This window comes from Allopusillimonas ginsengisoli, from assembly GCF_004153455.1.
GTDB lineage: Bacteria > Pseudomonadota > Gammaproteobacteria > Burkholderiales > Burkholderiaceae_B > Allopusillimonas > Allopusillimonas ginsengisoli.
Map to the genome: position 1 here is coordinate 106,486 of NZ_SDQE01000011.1, position 18,979 is coordinate 125,464.

Below are 18,979 nucleotides of genomic sequence, written 5' to 3' on the forward strand. Positions count from 1 at the left end.
CGCCTAGGAAATAGACATGGATCAGTTTGCGGTTTTCCTGGTTTCCGGCGTGCTGCTGGCTGTTCTGCTTGCCTTGCTGGCCAGTGGCGTCTGGATTGCCTTGTCATTGCTGGCGCTGGGTATTTTTGGCCTGGCCGTGTTTTCCGATGCCCCCGCGGGGTCCCTGGCGATCTCGTCGATGTGGGATGCGAGCTGGGGCTGGCCCATGACGGCACTGCCGCTTTTCATTTGGATGGGCGAAATCCTTTTCAGGACACGTCTGTCCGAAGACATGTTCAAAGGGCTGGGTCCGTGGGTGAATTGGCTGCCTGGGCGCTTGCTGCATGTGAACATCCTGGGTTGCGGCATCATGGCGGCAGTGGCCGGCTCGTCAGCCGTGACGTGCGCAACGGTGGCGCGCATGAGTCTGCCTGAGTTGCGCAAGCGCGGCTACGATGAGCAAATGATGATAGGCACGCTGGCGGGCTCCGGCACGCTCGGCCTGATGATCCCGCCGTCCATCATTATGATTGTGTACGGCGTGCTGGCGCAGCAGTCGGTGGCCCGCCTGTTCATTGCTGGCGTCTTGCCCGGGCTGATGCTGGTCGCGCTTTTCATGGGCTATGTTGCGATCTGGGCCCTGCTCAATCCCGCCAGAGTGCCGCCGCGCGATCCGTCCCTGACGCTGATGCATAAGCTCTGGAACTCGCGCAGGCTGCTGCCCGTCGTCGCGCTCATCACGCTGGTCATCGGCACCATCTACGGCGGCATCGCCACGCCGACCGAGGCGGCGACCGTGGGGGTGATCGGCGCGATGTTGCTGGCGGCGCTGGGCGGTACGCTGAATTGGAAGACGTTCAGCGACAGCCTGATGTCCGCGATGAAAATCTCATGCATGATTTCGTTTATCGTGGCTTGCGCGGGTGCGCTGTCCATCGCTGCCGCATTTCTGAATATTCCTCAGGCCCTGGCCGGCAAGGTCGAGGCCATGAACATGTCTCCCTTCATGCTGCTGCTGGTGCTGACACTGTTCTTCATCGTGCTGGGCTGCTTCCTGGAGGGCATTTCGATACTGGTGCTGAGCAGCGCGGTTGTGCTGCCCATGGTGCAGGCGGCGGGCATAGACCTGATCTGGTTCGGCGTTTATATGGTTGTGGTGATCGAGATGGCGCAGATTACGCCGCCGCTGGGCTTCAATCTGTTCGTCATGCAGTCCATGACGGGGCGCGACATCCTGCAGGTGACGCGGGCATCCGCCCCGTTCTTCGGTCTGCTGGTGGTGGCAGTGGTGCTGCTGGCGATGTTCCCCGGGATCGTGACCTATCTCCCATCGCTGATGTCGGAAGCCTCCTGAGGAGGCTGCTCCGGGATCGCTGGTTTATCAATCAACCCAATGCCGCACACCCTTCAGCAATGCGATCGCAGGCCAGGGTGATGTCCTCCAGGGACGCAGCATACGAGATGCGGAAATACGGCGCGAGGCCGAAGCAGCTGCCCGGTACGACCGCGGTATCGCAATGGTGCAACAGGTAGCGGCAGAACGCCATATCGCTGTCAATGACGTCACCCTGCGGCGTCGTGCGGCCTATCAAGCCAGCACAGCTTGAAAAGGTATAAAAGGCGCCCTCGGGTTGGCGGCATACAATGCCGTCGATCTGGTTGAGGCGGTCTACGATGATATCGCGGCGTTGCTGGAATAGCGCCCGGCGCTCGGCGACGATGGCCTGATCACCTGTCAGCGCGGCGATGGCGGCAGCCTGGCTGACCGAACTTGGGTTGGAGGTGCTCTGACTCTGGACGGTCGCCATGGCGGAGATCAACGGGCGCGGACCCGCGCCGTAGCCCAGGCGCCAGCCTGTCATGGCGTAGGCCTTGGATACCCCGTTGACCAGAAGCGTGCGGTCGCGCAGCTCGGGCGCCAGCTGAACCGCCGAAACAAAAGGCTGGTCGTCGTAAATGAGATGTTCGTAGATATCGTCACTCATGAGCCACACGTGGGGATGGCGCAGCAGCACGTCCAGCAGGGGTTGGAGTTGCGCGGCGGAATATGCGGCCCCACTGGGGTTGGAGGGGGAGTTCAGCAACAGCCAGCGCGTGCGGGGCGTGATGGCCGCCTCCAGTTCGGCGGCCTCCACGCGAAAGCCATTGGCTTCGCTGCACGCCACCACCCGTGGCACGCCGCCTGCAATGCTGATCATGTCGATGTAGGACGTCCAGTAGGGCGCGGTGATGATGACCTCGTCGCCTGGATTCAGCGTGGCCATGAAGGCGTTGTAGATGACTTGCTTGGCGCCCGCGCAGGCGATGATCTCGGGCTGCGTATAGATCAGGCTGTTTTCATGACTGAGCTTGTGCGCAATCGCGGCCTTGAGGCTGCCGGTGCCTTCCAGCGGGGTGTATTTCGTCTCACCCGCCTGAATGGCGCGTATGGCGGCTTCCTTGACGTGATCCGGGGTGTCGAAATCAGGTTCGCCCGCACCCAGCGCGACAACAGGGTGGCCCTGCCGGCGTCGCTCGGTCGCCTCGGCGCCGATGCGCAATATCTCGGAAATACCCATGGCTGCAATGCGCTCGGCGCGCTGAAAAGGATGCAGCTCAGGCAGTGTGGACGGCGAATTCATCATGGTGCTCCATGGGGCAGCGATAAAAGGAAAATGGACCCGTCGCGGGTGAGGTTAGTGTTCGCGACTCAGGTATCGGCCAGTTGCCGGGCGGTAATGTCATAATCCCGCTCCAGCGTGGCCGGGCTCAGGTATTCATTGCGCAGATCGTCCGCCAGCGCGGCCTTGCTGCGCTTTGCCGGATCTCCGAAACCGCCGCCGCCGGGAAGCTCGAGCACCAGGCGGGCGCCCTGGGGAACATATTGGGTGCCTTTGCCGCGCATGGGCGTTCCGTCGTTCAGCGAGACGCCGCCCGCCTGGCCCGGCAGGCCACCGGCCCGGCCTCGCGCGGGATTGCCGATGCGGTCGAACATGGCATTGAATCGGAAGGAATAGCCCTCGCGAGGACCCAGTTCCATGATCTGCCCCAGCCCGCCCCGATGCTCGCCTGCGCCGCTGGATTCGGGCCGCAGTTCTTTGCGCCAGACCACGACGGGGCCGGCCTGCTCGGTGGCTTCGACAGACATGGAATGCACGCCACTGGGAAACGCGGTAGATGACAGGCCGTCCAGCGTCGGGCGCGCACCGGTGCCGCCACTGTTGAACATCAATATTTCTGCATCAGGCAGGCCCGCGCCGGGATCCAGCGGCCTGGCGCTGACGTGTATATTCCACAAGGCGCCGCTGCCTTCCGCGGGTATGCTGTCCGGCAGAAAATGATAGAGCGCGCCCAGCACCAGATCCGGCACAAAATGCCCCAGCACATGCCGCACCGCAACCGGGCTGGGCCGTTGCGCATTCAGGATGCAGCCCTCGGGCGCCTGGGCCAGAAAGGGGGAGAGCGACGCCGTATTGTTGGGCACGTCGGGTGCGATCGCGCACTTGAGGCCATAGCAGGCATAAGCCCGCGCATACGCCAACGGCACGTTGATGCCAAAGGGGCTGGCCGGGGATGTTCCCGCGAAATCGGCCACCAGTCTGTCTTCGGCCACTTCGAGTTCCACTTGCAGCGTCACGGGCTCGTCATAACCATCGAGTGTCATGGTATTGCCGTACTTGCCTCTGGGCAGGGCGGCGATGCGTTCCAGCGTGGCGGCCAGGCTATGTTCCAGGATAAAACGGCCGACTTCATCCAGGCTGTCCAGCCGGAACTCATCCATCATGTCCTGCAGGCGGCGGTCGCCGGTGTCGTTGCAGGCCGCCAGCGCGTAGAGATCGCCGATCACCATGTCGGCCGAGCGTACATTACTGCGCAAGATATTCATCAGGTCATGATTGACTTGTCCGCGCTCCACCATTTTCATGATGGGCACGCAGATGCCTTCTTCGTAGACCTCGCGCGCGTCGGGGCCAAAGCCGCGCCCGCCTACATCCACGACATGTGCAGTACAGGCAAAGTAGCCGATCAGCCGACCGTTGCGAAATGACGGCGAGACCACGGTGAAATCGTGCAGGTGCCCCGTGCCGTCCCAGGGATCGTTGGTGATGTAGGCATCGCCTTCGAAAATGCGGTCCTCGCCGATGGCGCGAAGGAACTTGGGCACGGCTTCGGCCATGGTATTCACATGGCCGGGGGTGCCGGTGACAGCCTGAGCCAGCATGCGCCCCTGTCGGTCAAAAACGCCGGCGGACAGGTCGCCGGCTTCGCGCACGCTGGTACTGAAAGCGGACCTGATCAGCGCCAGCGCCTGTTCCTCCACAACGGAAATCAAGCGGTTCCACATGACCTGCATATGAATGTTCTGCAGACGATCTGTCGCCATGATGGGGCTCCTCAAGCAGGCTTGCGCTGCACCAGCAGGCAGCCGTCGGTTTGCACGATTGCCTCGAAGGCGGAAGTGACAAGCGTCGAGGTTTCTTTCTCGACAATCATGGCGGGTCCCTGGACGCGCATGCCTGCCGTCAGGTGATCGCGTTCCACAATATCGGCTTCGACATCCTGCTGCAGCCGCGCATCAAACAGATATCGTTTGCCCGCGGACGGCGCATCGGCGCACGCAGTGGTCGCCGGTACGGCAGGCACCGGCGGCAGCGGCGAACTGGCCTTGACCGACCAGCTGATCGTCTCGATGTCCAGGCCTTCTATGGGGCGCCCAAAGTAGCGTGCATACGTTGCCTCGAACGCCGCGCGCAAGGCGGCGACATCGGCCAGATCCGCTTCATCTGACAGCGCAACCGGAATCTCCCAGCCCTGGCCGACATAGCGCATGTAGATCTTGGCTTCTATCACGGGCGCTTCGTCTGCGCTACGCTGGCTGACGAACTGCGTGGCTTCGTCGCGCAGCTCGTTGATGAGTGTCTTGGCGGCACTGCTGTCGAACTGGCTCAGCTTCTGATTGATGCTGCGTATGCTTTCGTAGCCAAACGGCGCGCGCAGAAAGCCAATGGCCGAGCCCACGCCCGCGCCTGGCGGCACGATAAAGCGTTCGATGCCTGTTTTTTCGCAGAGCCTGGCGGCATGCAGCGGCCCGGCGCCGCCAAAGGTGATCATGGTGTAGCTCGCGATTTCCTTGCCGTTTTCCACCGCATGCACGCGGGCTGCATTGCTCATGTTTTCGTCGACCACTTCGGCAATGCCATAGGCGCTTTCCGCAGGAGTGAGGGTCAGGCGTTCGCCGATCTGTTTCTGCACGGCTTCGCTGGCGCGTTCGGGCGAGAGCGTGATCGAGCCGCCGGCAAAATTGTGGGGATCCAGCCGGCCGAGCAGCAGGTCGGCATCGGAGACCGTGGGCAGCTGGCCGCCGTGCTGATAGCTCGCGGGTCCGGGCTCGGAGCCGGCGCTTTGCGGGCCTACGCGAATCTGATCCATGATGTCCACCGACGCGATCGAGCCGCCGCCAGCGCCAATCTCCACCATTTCCACGACGGGAATCGAAATCGGCATGCCGCTGCCTTTCTTGAAGCGATAGGTGCGCGCGACTTCAAAGGTATTGGCGGTTTTGGGCACCTGATCATCGATCAGGCATATTTTCGCGGTGGTGCCGCCCATGTCGAAGGACAGCACAGAAGCAAGTTCGTAGCGGGCCGCGATGTAGGCGGCGAAAATGGCGCCGCCTGCGGGCCCCGATTCGACGAGCCGGACCGGAAACCGCGACGCGCTTTCCACCGATACAATGCCCCCGCCCGAGTGCATGATGAAGACCGGGCATTGCGCGCCTGCCTCGTGTACCTTCTGGACCAGGCGGTTCAGATAGGATTCCATGCGCGGGCGCACATAGGCGTTGGCGCACACCGTATTGAAGCGTTCAAACTCGCGTATCTGCGGGGAAACCTCTGACGAAATGGAAATCGACAAATCCGGCAGGCGCTTGAGCAGGGCGTCGCGCATTTGCCGCTCGTGTTCGCCATTGACGTAGGCATGGACAAAGCCAATGGCCACGCTTTCGTAGTTGCCCTCGGCGATGCGGGTGACAAGGGCGCCGATATCCGCGGCAGAGGGCGCGATCAATGCCTGACCCTGGGCATCCATGCGTTCGCGCAGGGTATGGCGGTCGCAGCGCGCAATGAGCGCCGGCGGCAGCTTGATGTTCAGGTCGTATTGTTCAAAGCGGTTTTCCGTTCGCATTTCGAGCACATCTCGAAAGCCTTCGGTCGTGATGAATGCCGTGCGGGCGCCTTCGCGCTCGATGAGGGCGTTGGTGGCCAGCGTCGTGCCGTGGATGATGAGGCTGATGTCTGAAAGCGCGATGCCGGCTTCTTGCGCTGCTTGTTGCAAGCCCTTGACGATGGCGCGCTCCGGGGCCTCGTAGTCGGTAAGAACCTTGACTGAATACAGCTGGTCGTCCAGCTCCAGCGCGATGTCTGTAAAGGTGCCGCCTATATCGACCCCCGCCCGCGCCTGCTTGCGTCTCGATGACAACTTGTACCCCCGTATCCATGAATAACTTGCCCGCCTGGCTGGACAGTTGCCGGGCGGGCAAGCAAGCTATATAGCTTGTATGATGAGGGTAATATTACTAGTGGTCAATTCATGGTTTTCCCGCGATCAGGGGTTGACCATATCGACCAGTTTTTGCGCTTCTTGAATTGTGCTTTCGTAAGACCCCGTCATGCTTGGCGACGTGACATACTTGCCGCCAACGGCAATGCTGGGCGTGCCTTCGATCTTGTATTGATCGGCGAGTTCGCTGGCCCGGCTGATCTTGGTGTTGATGCCAAAGGAATTGAAGGTGTCGAGGAACTTCTGGCGGTCCACACCCTGCGTGGCGATCCAGTCGGCGATGGCGTCTGCCGTGTAGATGCGCTTGTGTTCGTTGTGAATGGCCGCAAACACCTTGTCGTGAAGGTCGAGCCTGTCCAGCGCTTCCAGTGAATAGTACAGGCGCTGAAGATCTTGCATGCTGGCGTTGAAGGCAACCGGCACGGCACGCACGACGACGTTGTCGGGTAGGGTGGCGGCCCATTTCTTGACCAGCGGTTCAATTTTGAAACAGTGCGGGCAGCTGTAGGCAAAGAATTCCAGCACTTCGATCTTGCCTGCCGTGTCCGATGGTTGGGCTGGATCCAGCGTGACATAGGCATCGGCGGCCTGGGCGGTGGGCGCCAGCAGCATGCCGGCGGCGAGCGTGGAGACCGCGAGGGCTTGAAGGAAGCGTTGTTTGATTGTCATAGTAGGTTTCCGATGTCCGCAATAAAAAGCAGTTAAGACTGGAAAGGCGCCGACAAGTTCATGGGCGCACGACCGAGGTTTCGATTTTTTCCTGCCCCAGGCGGGCGCGCGAACGATTCATTTCATCGATCCCGCTGAAGGGGCCTACACGTACACGGTTCAGTGTACTGCCGTTCACCTGGGCTTTTTGCACCTGCGCAGGCAAACCGAGCATCACGATGCGGGCCATCACGGCCTCGGCGTCGCCCTCGGACCGGAACGCGCCGGCCTGCAGGTAGTAAGTGGTTTGCTTGCCCGCGTCGGCCGGCGCTTCCGTACCTGGGGCGGGTTTGTCGGGAGGCGGTTGTTTGGCCGGTGCGGGTGCAGCGGGCGCCTTGGGCTTGGTCAGCGTCGCGATCAGGTCGCCGATATTGTCGGGGCCGGCGGGCACGGGCGGCGGGTTGCCGTCTTGCGTGCGGCCAGGCAGCGGTGTGGTGGCCAGATCTGTCGGGCCGTCGGGGATGTTGCCCCCCGGACGGTCCTTGCCATACAGGCCGATATTGGGATCGGGAGCGTCGCGCACATCGGGCAACAGGACGTTGGCGGGGTCGCGGCTGAACTTGTCGGCGAAAGGCATGGGCACCTTGGTGACGAAAAGCGCCACCGCGACGGCCGCGATCAGCCCGAGGATGAGGCCGACGAGGATGCCAAAGAGCGTGCCGCTGCCTGAGCGCGAGCTGGACGATTTGCGACTTTTGCTGGCCATAAGAAGGTGTTACATCCTTTCGGGGGCGGAGACCCCGAGCAGTTCGAGACCGTTGGCGATCACCTGGGCGGTGGCGCGGGCCAGGCGCAGGCGCGCCAATTTGAGTGAGACGTCGTCGACCAGAACACGTTCGGCGTTATACCATGCGTGGAAGTCGGCAGCGCAATCGCGCAGCCAAAATGCCAGATGGTGCGGCGCAAGCTCTTGTGCGGCCAGCGCGATGGTTTGCGGGTATTCCGCCAGACGCTGCAGCAGGGCGAACTCGGTGGGGGCAACCAATGGCGCGACCGGCGCCTCGGGAATCCGGTCGGCGTATTCCGATGATTGCGCCAGCATCGAACAAATGCGCGCGTGCGCATACTGGATATAGTACACCGGGTTTTCGTCGCTTTTGGACAGCGCGAGGTCGATGTCGAAGACGAATTCGGAATCGGCGCGACGCTGCGCCAGAAAGTAACGCACCGCGTCGCGGCCTACCCAGTCAATCAGGTCGCGCATCGTGACATAGCTGCCGGCGCGCTTGGAAATCTTGACCTCGGCACCGTCGCGCACGACTTTGACCATTTTGTGCAGAATATAGGCCGGGAAGTCTTTGGGGATGCCGATTTCCAGGCCCTGAAGCCCGGCGCGCACGCGCGCGATCGTGCCGTGATGATCGCTGCCCTGTATGTTGATGGCGTGATGGTAGCCGCGCGTCCATTTGGCGACGTGATACGCGACATCCGGCACGAAATACGTATAGCCGCCCTCGGATTTGCGCATGACGCGATCTTTGTCGTCGCCGGTGCCCAGTTCCGTGGTGCGCAGCCACAGCGCCCCTTCGCTTTCGTAGGTATGGCCGGCGGCAATCAGTGCCTGTACGGTTTGCTCCACCCCGCCGCTGGTATACAGCGAGCTTTCGAGATAGAAATTGTCGAATTTCAAGCCGAAGGCCTGCAGGTCCAGATCCTGTTCGCGACGCAGGTACGCCACCGCGAAGCGGCGGATATCCTCAAGGCTGTCGATGTCGCCGCTGGCAGTGACCGACGCGCCATCGGCCGCCTGCACGGTTTTTTGCGCGCGAAAATCATTGGCGATATCGACGATGTAGTCGCCTTTGTAGCCGTCTGCCGGAAACTCGGCGGCTTCTGGCGCGATGCCCCGTGCACGCGCCTGCACGCTGATGGCCAGGTTGTCGATCTGGTTGCCGGCGTCGTTGTAATAGAACTCGCGGGTCACGTCGTAGCCCTGGGCGGCAAACAGGCGGCACAGCGCATCGCCCAGCGCGGCCTGGCGGGCATGGCCCACATGCAAGGGGCCTGTGGGGTTGGCGGATACGAACTCCACCAATACTTTTTCGCTGCCCTTGGGGCGAATGCCATACTGGCTGCCTTCTTGCTGGATCGCATGCAGCACGGCTTGCCGGGCTGCGGCGGTGAGGCGAAAATTGATGAACCCAGGTCCGGCGACCTCGGCGGTGTCAATCAACGCGCGCAACGCGGGCTGGGCAAGCAGGGTATCGACAATCTGTTGCGCCAATTCCCGAGGGTTGCGGCGGGCCGGCTTGGCCAGTTGCATGGCAACATTCGTGGCGATGTCGCCATGCGAGGCCACCTTGGGGCGTTCGAGCAGGACATTGGCCTGGGTATTGGGGACGATGGCGTCGACGGCAGCCCGGATGAGTGAAATTAGCTGTTGTTGTTGCCCTGGGAGCATATGGAAAATGGATAAACGTAAGAGTAATTGGCCAACCTGGGCATGGACTCGCCCGGGCCAGGCCCCGCCAGGCTCGGACGCGGCGAACCCGCTGCCGGGCTGCGTACCCCGCCTGGGCGGATCGGTTCAATCGCTTGAGGCTGCCCGATACCGCTGACCGGAAGGCCTAAATGATAGCGTGATTTCCTTGCCGTCGTCTGCGGCCGTGCGATACTGCGATCTGGCGCGCTGGCGTCGGTGCGGCCATCTGGGCGAAACGGGTTTGTATTTCACGACGTTGTGGCGCCGATGACCGCCGCTATTTTCATCTGCCTGGCGCCTGTCGCTCCCGGGCGGCTGTCGACAGCCTGAATACCCGTTTATTACATGCTCTGGACACGGCGAATATACCGAAATGTCCCTGCTTGGCAGTGTTCGGAACTTAGGGTAGTGTACAACTGTGTCTATCGAAAAAGGGCCACCTATGCTAGTTGTCTTTCACTCCAAAGCGGCCGCCGAAGTGCTGATGTTCTCCCAGCACGCGCTACCCATCCTCAAGGCTGCCGGAAAACCATACACAGACACGCTGCCCGAACGCGGTGTGATTACCCGCGAGCAGTTGCCTGACGCCATCAAGGGCATCGAGCAGGCCATGTCGATCGACGACGAATCCGACGATGTCGATGCCGCCGACGACAGCGACTCCAAAACCCATCCCATCTCCCAGCCGGTCAGTTTTCGCCGGCGCGCATTCCCGTTGCTGGCCATGTTGCGCCTGTCTCTGGAGCACGATGCCGATGTCGTCTGGGAGCCTGCGCCCTCCTGGTAACAGGCTGCGGGGAGCGCAACCCGTTGCGGCAAGGCGGGTGGACGCCTGCAGCCGCAGTGGCTCGCATCAGGGCCTTACCCGGTATATCTCAGGCCTTGCGGCCGGCCCGCGCCAACATCAACCGTTTTGTGCTTTGTCTTTCTTGCTATTCGACCAGGGGACCCCATGCGTAGCACCGTGACAATTGTTTTCAACAGCCGGCAATCCATCGAACGCAGTGTCGATGTTCAGCCCGATGATCAGGCCTCGCAGGCGGCGCGCGACTGGTTCGACGCCACCTGGACGCGGCTGGGCTGCGAGCCGCTGCGTCCCAGCGGCAAGGTATTACTGCTCGACAAGATTTTGGGCGTGGCCGACGCACTGGGCTATGCCAGCCTGTCGCAAGACGAGGCCAGTGCGGCGGAGCTCGCCACCCAGGTTGCCCTGGCACTCGAAAAACCCCGCATCACGGTCGACCTGCCGGGGAGTGCCGTGGGCTTCTGAGCCGGGCAACGTGGCCGGGCGCTGGCACGGTGTTGAGCAACACGCCGTACGCGTCCTGCTGGCCCCAATGGTGATCACCCTTAGCGTATCCCAGCCCGCATGAACGATTGCACAAACTGGCGCTGGAACAGCAAAAATGCCACCAGCAGCGGCGCCGCGCTCAACAGTGTTGCGGCCGTGATAACAGACCAGTCTATGCCCTGGTCCGTCGACGCAAATACTTGCAGCCCAACCGTAAGCGGCCGGGACTCCACCGAATTGGTGATGATCAATGGCCACAAAAAGTTGTTCCAGTGGTAGCTCACTGACACCAGCCCGTAGGCGACGTAAATCGGACGCGCCAGCGGCACATACACTTTCATCAGTATCTGCCAGCGGTTGGCGCCTTCCATGCGCGCCGCTTCTTCAAGCTCGCGCGGAACCGTCTTGAATGTTTGACGCAGCAGGAAGATGCCAAAGGCCGACGCAAAATATGGCAGCCCCACCGCAAAAATCGTGTCGCGCACACCCAGCCACGACATCAGCCGGTAGTTTTCCACGATCAGCACATCGGGCATGATCATGAGCTGCAGCAGAACCAGCATGAAGACAAAATCCCGGCCGCGGAATTCGAAGCGCGCGAACGCATAGGCGGCCAGCGTGGACAGGATGAACTGCGCCACCAGCACCATGGTCACCAGAATAAACGTGTTCAGAAAGTAGCGCGCAAAAGGCGCGGCATGCCAGGCCGTCACAAAGTTTTGCAGCGTCAGTGGCGCGGTCAGGTCGAAGTGCGTCGCGTAGGCGCCGGGGTGGAAAGCCGCCCATACCGCATAGGCCAGGGGCAGGAACCAGATGATGCCCAGCAGCCAGGCGCCCAGGGTGTCGAGTTTATTCGTCATTGGTAATGCGTCCGGCGGTCAAGCCAGCGGAACTTGATGAGGGCGGTGATCGACAGGATCAGCAGCAGAATGACCGACAGCGTCGCGGCATAGGACGTGTCCCAGTAGCTGAAGCCCACTTCGTAGATATAGAACAGCAGCAAGGTACTGGCATTGTCCGGCCCTCCCTTGGTCATTACCAGCACGTGATCTACCAGCCTGAATGCATTGATCAGCGCGTTGACCAGCACAAACAGCGTGGTCGGCATCAGCAAGGGCAGAAGAATGCGCCGAAAATACTGCCATCGGGATGCGCCTTCAAGAATCGCGGCTTCGCGCAACGACGGTGACACCTGCTGCAGGGCGGCCAGATAAAAAATCATGAAAAACCCGGCTTCCTTCCAGATCGTCACCAACATGAGCGCGGGCAGGGCGGTTGAGCGGCTGCCCAGCCAGTTGGTGCTGGTGAACCCGAACAGATGTGCGATCTGGTCGAGCAGGCCGTACTGGGGCGTGTAGAAAAACAGCCAGATGTTGGCCACCGCCACCATGGGCAACACGGTGGGCGTGAAATAGGCCAGGCGCAAAAAGCCCCGCCCGGCCAGATTGCGATTGACCCACAGCGCCATGATCAGCGCCACCGCGACCGACACGGGTATCGTGACCAGCGCATAGAACAGATTGTTCCAAAGCGCCTGCCAGAACACGGGATCGTGAGACATGGCGACGTAATTGTCCGCGCCCACGAAGACGGCGGGCCGGTTGGCTTTCGGGGTGGAAAAGAAACTGTTCCACAGCGTCGCCAGCGCCGGATAATGGGTAAAAGCGGCAAGCAGCACCATGGCTGGCAGCAAAAGCAGCCAGCCATACACCGCGTTGAGCGATGACTTCATGCCTGTGCTTACTTGTAGCCGCGCAGCAGGCGGTCGGCCTCGCGCTGCGCATCTTTCATGGCCTGCTCAGGTGTCTTCGAATTGGTGAGGACGGCCTGCAGGTTGTCGTTCAGCAGCTTGGTGATGCGCTGGTTGTCGTGCGTGGAAAATTCTGCAACGCTGACTTCCAGCTGATCGCGGGCCACGGTCGCGGTGGGTACTTCTTCCACATACTTTTTCATGGTGTCGGTTTCCCAGGCGGCGGAGGAAACCGCCACATAACCCGTGTCAATGCTCCAGGCCGCTGCCTTTTCCGGACTGGTCATCCACTTCACGAATTTATACGCCGCCTCGCGCTGCTCGGGCGTCGCCGATTCGAACAGATAGAAATTACCGCCGCCGGTCGGGCTTCCTCCCTGCTTGGCCTTGGGCATGGGCGCCACACCGAAATCAAACTTGGCATTCTTGCGCACATTGGTGAGGTTGCCGGTGGTGGTCCACATGATGGCTGTTTTGCCGACCAGGAAATCCTTGGGTGTCGTGCCCCAGTCTATGGTGCCGGTAGGCATGACCTTGTCCTTGTAGGCCAGGTCGTGCCAGAACTGCAGCGCTTCGATCACCGCAGGCTTGTCCAGAAAGACTTCATTGCCGTCCTGATTCATCAGGATGGCGTCATTGGGCGTCGTCAGCGCCTGGAACAGCCAATAAGCGAAGCTGCCGCCCGATGGAATCTCCAGGCCCCATTGCGTAACCTGGCCCGCGCTGTCGGTCTTGGTGAGTTTCTTGGCCTGGCTCACCAGCTCGTCCCAGGTGGAGGGCGGTGCATCCGGATTCAAACCGGCTTCCTTGAAGAGATCCTTGTTGTAGTACATGACAATGGTCGAGCGCTGGAATGGAATACCCCAGGTCTTGCCGCCGGTCTGGCTGTTGGCCATGAACGCCTTGTAGAAACCATTGAGCCATTGCTTGTCGTCATCCGTTTTGATCAACGGATCGAACGGCACAATGGCGCCCTCGTCGATCAGGGTAAACATATCGGTGGACAGCAGCACGGCCAGCTGCGGCGCGTTGCCGCCCTTGTAGGCGGTCAGCGCCTTGGCCACCGAGTCCTGATAAGAGCCGGCATAAATGGACTTGATCTTGATATCCGGGTGGTCTTTCTCGAACTCATCGACCATGCCGTCGACGATCTTGGTGATGGGGCCGCCCACGGCGACCGGATAATAGAACTCCAGCTCGACAGGCGAGCTCTGGGACCACGCAGGCGCGGCGCAGAAAGCGCCTGCAAGGCCAATGACCAGGGTTTTCAGAAGAGTGCGTCGCATGATGAATGTCCTATGAAGTGAAGGCGGGCGCCTGATGCAGCGCCTGGCCCGAGGCGTCGAAAAAGTGCTGTTGTGTGGCGCTCCAACGGAGCATGATGCGTTCGCCCGGCGAGGTGGGCGCATGGCCGGCAATGCGTACCGCGATGCCGGAATTACTGCCCAGGCGGCAGAAGACAATGGAATCGGCGCCAAAATACTCCACCGTTTCTATCGTCGCCACCGCGCCGTCCGGGCGGGAGTCTGTGGGTGCATCCGCCGTTCCCTTGCCGCGCAGGGAATCGGACACGATGTGAATATGTTCGGGCCGTATCCCCAGTTTGCGCGCCTGCGGGGGCGCGCCGGAAGAAAGCATGTTGTCCCGAAGCTCGGCGGCGGTTTCGTCGTTCAGGGTCAACAAGTTCATGGGTGGCGTGCCGATAAAGCGCGCGGCAAACTCTGAACACGGCTGACCGTACAGCCTGTCGGGCGTATCGTTCTGCTCTATGGATCCGGCATTGAGCAGTACCACGCGGTCAGCCATGCTCATGGCTTCCGTTTGATCGTGGGTGACATACACCATGGTGATGCCGAGCTTTTGCTGCAGGGCGCGTATTTCCCGACGCATCTCCTGGCGCAGTTGAGCGTCCAGGTTGGACAGCGGTTCATCCATCAGGCATACCGGCGCCTGGGAAATCACGGCGCGGCCAAGCGCCACTCTTTGCTGCTGTCCACCCGATAGCTGCGAGGGCTTGCGGTCGAGCAATGGCTCAAGGCCCAGCAACTGCGCCACGCTTTTGAGTCGCGGCTTGAGTTCCGCAGCCGGCGCTTTGCGCACCCTCAGTCCGAACAGAATGTTTTCTTTCACGGTTAGATGAGGAAAGAGCGCGTACGACTGGAACACCATGGATATTTTGCGCTGGGCGGGCGGCAGATCGGTGACATCCCGTCCGCCGATGTACACCCTGCCTGTCGTGGGATTGTCCAGGCCCGCTATGATGCGCAGGGTGGTGGACTTGCCGCAGCCGGACGGACCCAGCAGTACATTGAATGTGCCGGCTTCGAGCGTAAAGCTGATATGGTTGACAGCAGGCGGCGGGTTGCCCGGCCGGCCCGCCGCGCCCAGGGATGGCGACGTGCTGTGCCGCGCATCTCCATATTGCTTGACGATGTTATCGAGAATGATTTCTGACATAGGCTAGAACGGATAGGGTCCGGGGAATTCGCCGATCAGCGCATGGTGCGAGACCAGGCCGTGCCTGCCCTGCCAGTGCAACTGATAGCCAGGCGGTTCAAAATTGAAAGACAGTGTGGCCTCGTGGCGCAGATCCAGCGCGATCTGGTGCGCGGTGCCCGGACAGGTTGAGGCAAGGGTATTGCCCACTCTGCAGATAATGGTGCGGTGCAGGTGCCCGCAAAGGATGCGCTCGATGTTTCGATAGGGCTCGATCACCTGCACAAATGCGTCGCGTCCCTCTATCAGGCCCAGCTTATCCATCTCGCGGATGCCTGTATCGAAGGGGGGATGATGCATTATCAGCAAGGTGGGACGGTCCGGCGCCTGCGCCAGGGTTTCGGCCAGCCAGGCAAGCCGATCCGGGCAGAGCCGGCCCTGGCCGGACCGCGGAATCGTGGTGTCCAGCCCGATAATGCGTAGCGGCCAGTCCTCCAGTACATACTGCACAAAAGGCGAGTCTGACTGCAAATACTGATGCTCAGGAAAACAGTCGCGCAGTGTCTGGGGATGGTCATGATTGCCCGGAATCATGACAAACGGAATATCCAGACCCTCCAGCAATCGCTTGAGCGTTTCATACTCGTCAGGTCGGCCGTGTTCGGTCAGGTCGCCTGTGATGGCGACCAGATCGGGGCGGGGATCCAGGGCATTGAGCGTGTGCACGCAGGCAGCCAGGTGGGCTTGCGCCTGGATCCGCTCGGCGTGCTTGCCGCCGTGCTGTATGTGCAGGTCGGTGATTTGCGCGATCAGCATGATGTTTTCCGGGAAAGGCGTCGCGCAGGCCCTGCGGTGATCGTCCCCGCGCTCGCGCCCGCGATAAGCCGATGCGGTACTTGCTCGCTACGGGTGCCGCCGTGTTCGATCTGCTGCAGCAACAGATGGCAGGCGGTTCTCCCGATCTCAAAGCCGGGCGCTTCGATGCTGGCGAGGCTGGGTGACATACAGGCGCCGTAGCGAATGCCGTCGAAGCCGGCGACCGATATATCTTCGGGCACGGCGTGTCCCAGCGCCTTGAGGGTTGAGATGACATCCATGGCCAGCAAATCATTTGAACAGAACAGCGCGCTGGGCCGGTCTGGGGTGCGCATGAGATCGGCAACCAATGCTTTGTCGGCGGTCGTATGCGTGGGCATTTCGTAATGGGTGATGGGCGCCAGCGTCAGCTGCCGGGCGGTACGGCGCGCGCCCGTCAACCGCGAGCGCGCCCGGTCCGACAGCGCCAGAGGCCCGCTCAGAAAGGCGATGCGCCGATGACCCAGCTGCGCCAGGTGCGCAACCATGTCCTGCGCCGCGGCGCGATTGTCGACGGCTGCGCAGGTATGGGCGGCCGATTCGTTGTAGGCCAGCACGTAAGCCATGCCTCTGTGACTGAGGGCCTTGAGTATTGTGCTGTTGCGTGGGTTGGCAACGGTCAGGATCAGCCCTTCCAGTCTGTGTCCCACCAGCCTGTGGACGGCGGCGGCTTCAAGCGCGGGGTCGTAATGGGTGACTGTCATCATCACGCTGTAGCCAGACTGGCTGGCGCGCGCTTCTGCGCCTTCGAAACAGTCGGCGAATACCGGATTGGACAGGGTAGGCAGCACCAGCCCCAAAGTGCGCGTGTTGCCTGAGCGCAGGCTGCTGCCCAGCCTGTCAGGGCGGAAATCATGCTGGCCGGCAACATCCATCACATGCTGCCGTGTGGCGGGGTTAAGCAGCTCGGGCCGATTGAATGCGCGCGACACTGTTGCCGGCGATACGCCGGCGGCTCGCGCGATTTCAAGTATCGAAACGGGAGGCTTGCGCCGTTTGCTGTCCAAGACGTTGCTCCAGCCAGGTTGAGCAGAGTGAAAACGTTTTCATATTAGACAACGAATATGACAGCGTGATGACGGGGATTACCCGTAGAAGCGCACCGCAAGCACAGGAAAACGCGAAGGGTCGGCGCGCTGCGACGCCCATGCAAATCGGGCCGAACCCCGCGTGTGGCAGGGTTGGGCCCGTAGGTGTTGATGCATTGCGCTGGCCTGATCAAGGCGGAGCGGCCCTTGCGTCGCTTGTGGCGGCGCCCCGGGATGCAGCGGCTCCGGGTGCCGGTCAGGCAGCCAGGGCTTCAGCCTTTTGTGTCGTCGTATGGCGATTGACGGCACTCAGGATAGCCAGGAAGGAAGCGGTGACGATGTCTTCGTGTATGCCGACGCCAAACCCGGTGGGAGAATTGCCCACACGTACTTCGACGTAGCAGGCGGCACGCGTGTCCGTGCCGGTGCCAATGGCATGCTCGGTGTAGTCCATGATTTTCACCTCTGCATCCAGGGCATTGACGAAGGCCGAAATGGCGCCATCGCCACGGCCGATCAAGTTGCGCACTTCGCCGTTTTCCTCAAGCTCGACTTCGATCTCGAACTGCTGGCCCTTGCCTGCCTTGGGGTCGCCGGTGACACGATGACGAACCAATTTCCAGGGCTCGCCACGTTCCAGGTATTCCTGCGCGAAGATGTCATAGACCTTGGAGGCAGTGACTTCCGCCCCGGTTTCGTCCGTGACGCGCTGTATGGCACGGCTGAATTCGATCTGCAGGCGGCGCGGCAGCACAAGGCCATGCTCTTGTTCGAGCAGGTACGAAACCCCACCCTTGCCGGACTGGCTGTTGACTCGGATGACGGCATCGTAGCTGCGGCCCAGGTCGGCGGGGTCGATCGGCAGGTAGGGGACTTCCCACACCGCATCGGCTTCCTGGCGGGCAAAGCCTTTCTTGATGGCGTCCTGGTGCGAGCCCGAAAAGGCGGTAAAGACCAGATCCCCCGCATAGGGATGCCGAGGATGCACAGGCAATTGATTGCAATATTCCACGCAGCGACGCACTTCATCGATATCGGAGAAGTCCAGGCCGGGATGAATGCCTTGCGTGTACAGATTGAGCGCCAGCGTGACCAGATCCACATTGCCGGTGCGCTCGCCATTGCCGAACAGGCAGCCTTCGATGCGATCCGCGCCAGCCATGACACCCAGCTCGGCGGCGGCCACCGCCGTGCCGCGGTCGTTGTGGGGATGCAGGCTGAGCACGATACAGTCGCGCTGGTTCAGGTTGTTGTGCATCCACTCGATCTGGTCGGCATACATATTGGGCGTGGTCGCCTCTATGGTTGCCGGAAGATTGAAGATGATTTTTGATTCCGGCGTGGGTTGCCACACGTCGGTAACGGCGTTGCAGACTTCCAGTGCGAACTCGGGTTCGGTGGTGCTGAAGACCTCGGGTGAGTACTCATAGCGCCAGGCGGTTTCAGGATGCTCGGCCGTGAACTGTTTGACCATGCGTGTGCCCGACAAGGCGATGTCCTTGATCTCGTCCTTGCTCATGTTGAAAACAATCTTGCGGAACGCAGGCGCGCAGGCGTTGTACAGGTGAACGATAGCGCGCTTGGCGCCAGCGGCCGACTCAACGGTACGGCGTATCAGGTCTTCGCGGGACTGCGTCAGGACAATGATGGTGACATCATCGGGGATGCGGTTTTCGTCGATCAGCTTGCGAACAAAGTCGAAGTCGGTCTGGGAGGCAGAGGGGAAACCGACTTCGATTTCTTTGAAGCCGATTTTCAGCAGCTGCTCAAAAAAACGCAGTTTGCGCTCCACGCTCATGGGCTCGATCAGTGATTGGTTGCCGTCGCGCAGATCGGTACTCATCCAGATGGGCGGGTGCGTAATACGCTTGCTGGGCCAGGTACGTTCGGAAAAATCACGCGAGAACGGGACAAATGGGCGGTATTTGTCGGAGGGGTGGGAGATCATGGTACACCTGTGTTTTGGATAT

At 61.3% G+C, this 18,979-nt stretch carries 16 protein-coding genes; 3 read left to right on the forward strand and 13 right to left on the reverse strand.

Going from position 1 to position 18,979, the window contains the following annotated elements:
- The first annotated feature begins 16 nt into the window (after window positions 1–16).
- Window positions 17–1,333, forward strand: a complete 1,317-nt coding sequence (locus ERE07_RS17020) for a TRAP transporter large permease (protein WP_130010241.1) — start codon at window positions 17–19, stop codon at window positions 1,331–1,333.
- A gap of 31 nt (window positions 1,334–1,364) precedes the next feature.
- Here ERE07_RS17020 and ERE07_RS17025 read toward each other — a convergent pair whose 3' ends face one another.
- From ERE07_RS17025 to argS, 6 genes are all read right to left on the reverse strand, one after another.
- The gene (locus ERE07_RS17025; protein ID WP_130010304.1) at window positions 1,365–2,600 is read right to left on the reverse strand and encodes a pyridoxal phosphate-dependent aminotransferase; all 1,236 of its coding nucleotides are present in this window, start codon (window positions 2,598–2,600) and stop codon (window positions 1,365–1,367) included.
- A gap of 68 nt (window positions 2,601–2,668) precedes the next feature.
- A complete protein-coding gene (locus ERE07_RS17030; protein ID WP_130010242.1) occupies window positions 2,669–4,342 on the reverse strand; it encodes a hydantoinase B/oxoprolinase family protein in 1,674 nt (557 codons plus the stop codon).
- 11 nt (window positions 4,343–4,353) lie between these two features.
- Window positions 4,354–6,438 (reverse strand): hydantoinase/oxoprolinase family protein, encoded by a 2,085-nt coding sequence (locus ERE07_RS17035; protein ID WP_130010243.1) that lies wholly within the window; start codon window positions 6,436–6,438, stop codon window positions 4,354–4,356.
- Window positions 6,439–6,564: 126 nt separating this feature from the next.
- On the reverse strand, window positions 6,565–7,188 hold the full coding sequence (locus ERE07_RS17040; protein WP_130010244.1) for a thiol:disulfide interchange protein DsbA/DsbL: 624 nt from the start codon (window positions 7,186–7,188) through the stop codon (window positions 6,565–6,567).
- A 58-nt stretch (window positions 7,189–7,246) separates the two neighbouring features.
- On the reverse strand, window positions 7,247–7,933 hold the full coding sequence (locus tag ERE07_RS17045; protein WP_130010245.1) for an SPOR domain-containing protein: 687 nt from the start codon (window positions 7,931–7,933) through the stop codon (window positions 7,247–7,249).
- 9 nt (window positions 7,934–7,942) lie between these two features.
- Entirely contained in the window at window positions 7,943–9,628 is a 1,686-nt protein-coding gene (gene argS / locus ERE07_RS17050) for an arginine--tRNA ligase (RefSeq protein ID WP_130010246.1), read from the reverse strand.
- A 463-nt stretch (window positions 9,629–10,091) separates the two neighbouring features.
- Here argS and ERE07_RS17055 point away from each other — a divergent pair, with 463 nt between their 5' ends.
- Together ERE07_RS17055 and ERE07_RS17060 are read left to right on the forward strand one after the other, a co-directional pair.
- Entirely contained in the window at window positions 10,092–10,436 is a 345-nt protein-coding gene (locus ERE07_RS17055; protein ID WP_130010247.1) for a DUF1840 domain-containing protein, read from the forward strand.
- A 165-nt stretch (window positions 10,437–10,601) separates the two neighbouring features.
- Window positions 10,602–10,919 (forward strand): hypothetical protein, encoded by a 318-nt coding sequence (locus ERE07_RS17060; RefSeq protein WP_130010248.1) that lies wholly within the window; start codon window positions 10,602–10,604, stop codon window positions 10,917–10,919.
- An 80-nt stretch (window positions 10,920–10,999) separates the two neighbouring features.
- Here ERE07_RS17060 and ERE07_RS17065 read toward each other — a convergent pair whose 3' ends face one another.
- The 7 genes from ERE07_RS17065 to leuA all read right to left on the reverse strand — a co-directional run bounded on the left by ERE07_RS17065 (window position 11,000) and on the right by leuA (window position 18,957).
- Entirely contained in the window at window positions 11,000–11,800 is an 801-nt protein-coding gene (locus ERE07_RS17065; RefSeq protein ID WP_130010249.1) for a carbohydrate ABC transporter permease, read from the reverse strand.
- Window positions 11,797–12,672, reverse strand: coding sequence for a carbohydrate ABC transporter permease (locus tag ERE07_RS17070; RefSeq protein ID WP_130010250.1), 876 nt, complete (start codon window positions 12,670–12,672; stop codon window positions 11,797–11,799). The genes ERE07_RS17065 and ERE07_RS17070 overlap by 4 nt, the downstream gene beginning before the upstream one ends.
- An 8-nt stretch (window positions 12,673–12,680) precedes the next feature.
- The gene (locus ERE07_RS17075; protein WP_130010251.1) at window positions 12,681–13,976 is read right to left on the reverse strand and encodes an ABC transporter substrate-binding protein; all 1,296 of its coding nucleotides are present in this window, start codon (window positions 13,974–13,976) and stop codon (window positions 12,681–12,683) included.
- Window positions 13,977–13,986: 10 nt separating this feature from the next.
- Window positions 13,987–15,147, reverse strand: coding sequence for an ABC transporter ATP-binding protein (locus ERE07_RS17080; protein ID WP_130010252.1), 1,161 nt, complete (start codon window positions 15,145–15,147; stop codon window positions 13,987–13,989).
- A gap of 3 nt (window positions 15,148–15,150) precedes the next feature.
- Window positions 15,151–15,942, reverse strand: coding sequence for a phosphodiesterase (locus tag ERE07_RS17085; RefSeq protein WP_130010253.1), 792 nt, complete (start codon window positions 15,940–15,942; stop codon window positions 15,151–15,153).
- The gene (locus ERE07_RS17090; RefSeq protein ID WP_130010254.1) at window positions 15,936–16,988 is read right to left on the reverse strand and encodes a LacI family DNA-binding transcriptional regulator; all 1,053 of its coding nucleotides are present in this window, start codon (window positions 16,986–16,988) and stop codon (window positions 15,936–15,938) included. The genes ERE07_RS17085 and ERE07_RS17090 overlap by 7 nt, the downstream gene beginning before the upstream one ends.
- Window positions 16,989–17,265: 277 nt before the next feature.
- A complete protein-coding gene (gene leuA / locus ERE07_RS17095; RefSeq protein ID WP_130010255.1) occupies window positions 17,266–18,957 on the reverse strand; it encodes a 2-isopropylmalate synthase in 1,692 nt (563 codons plus the stop codon).
- Between the last annotated feature and the right edge of the window lie 22 nt (window positions 18,958–18,979).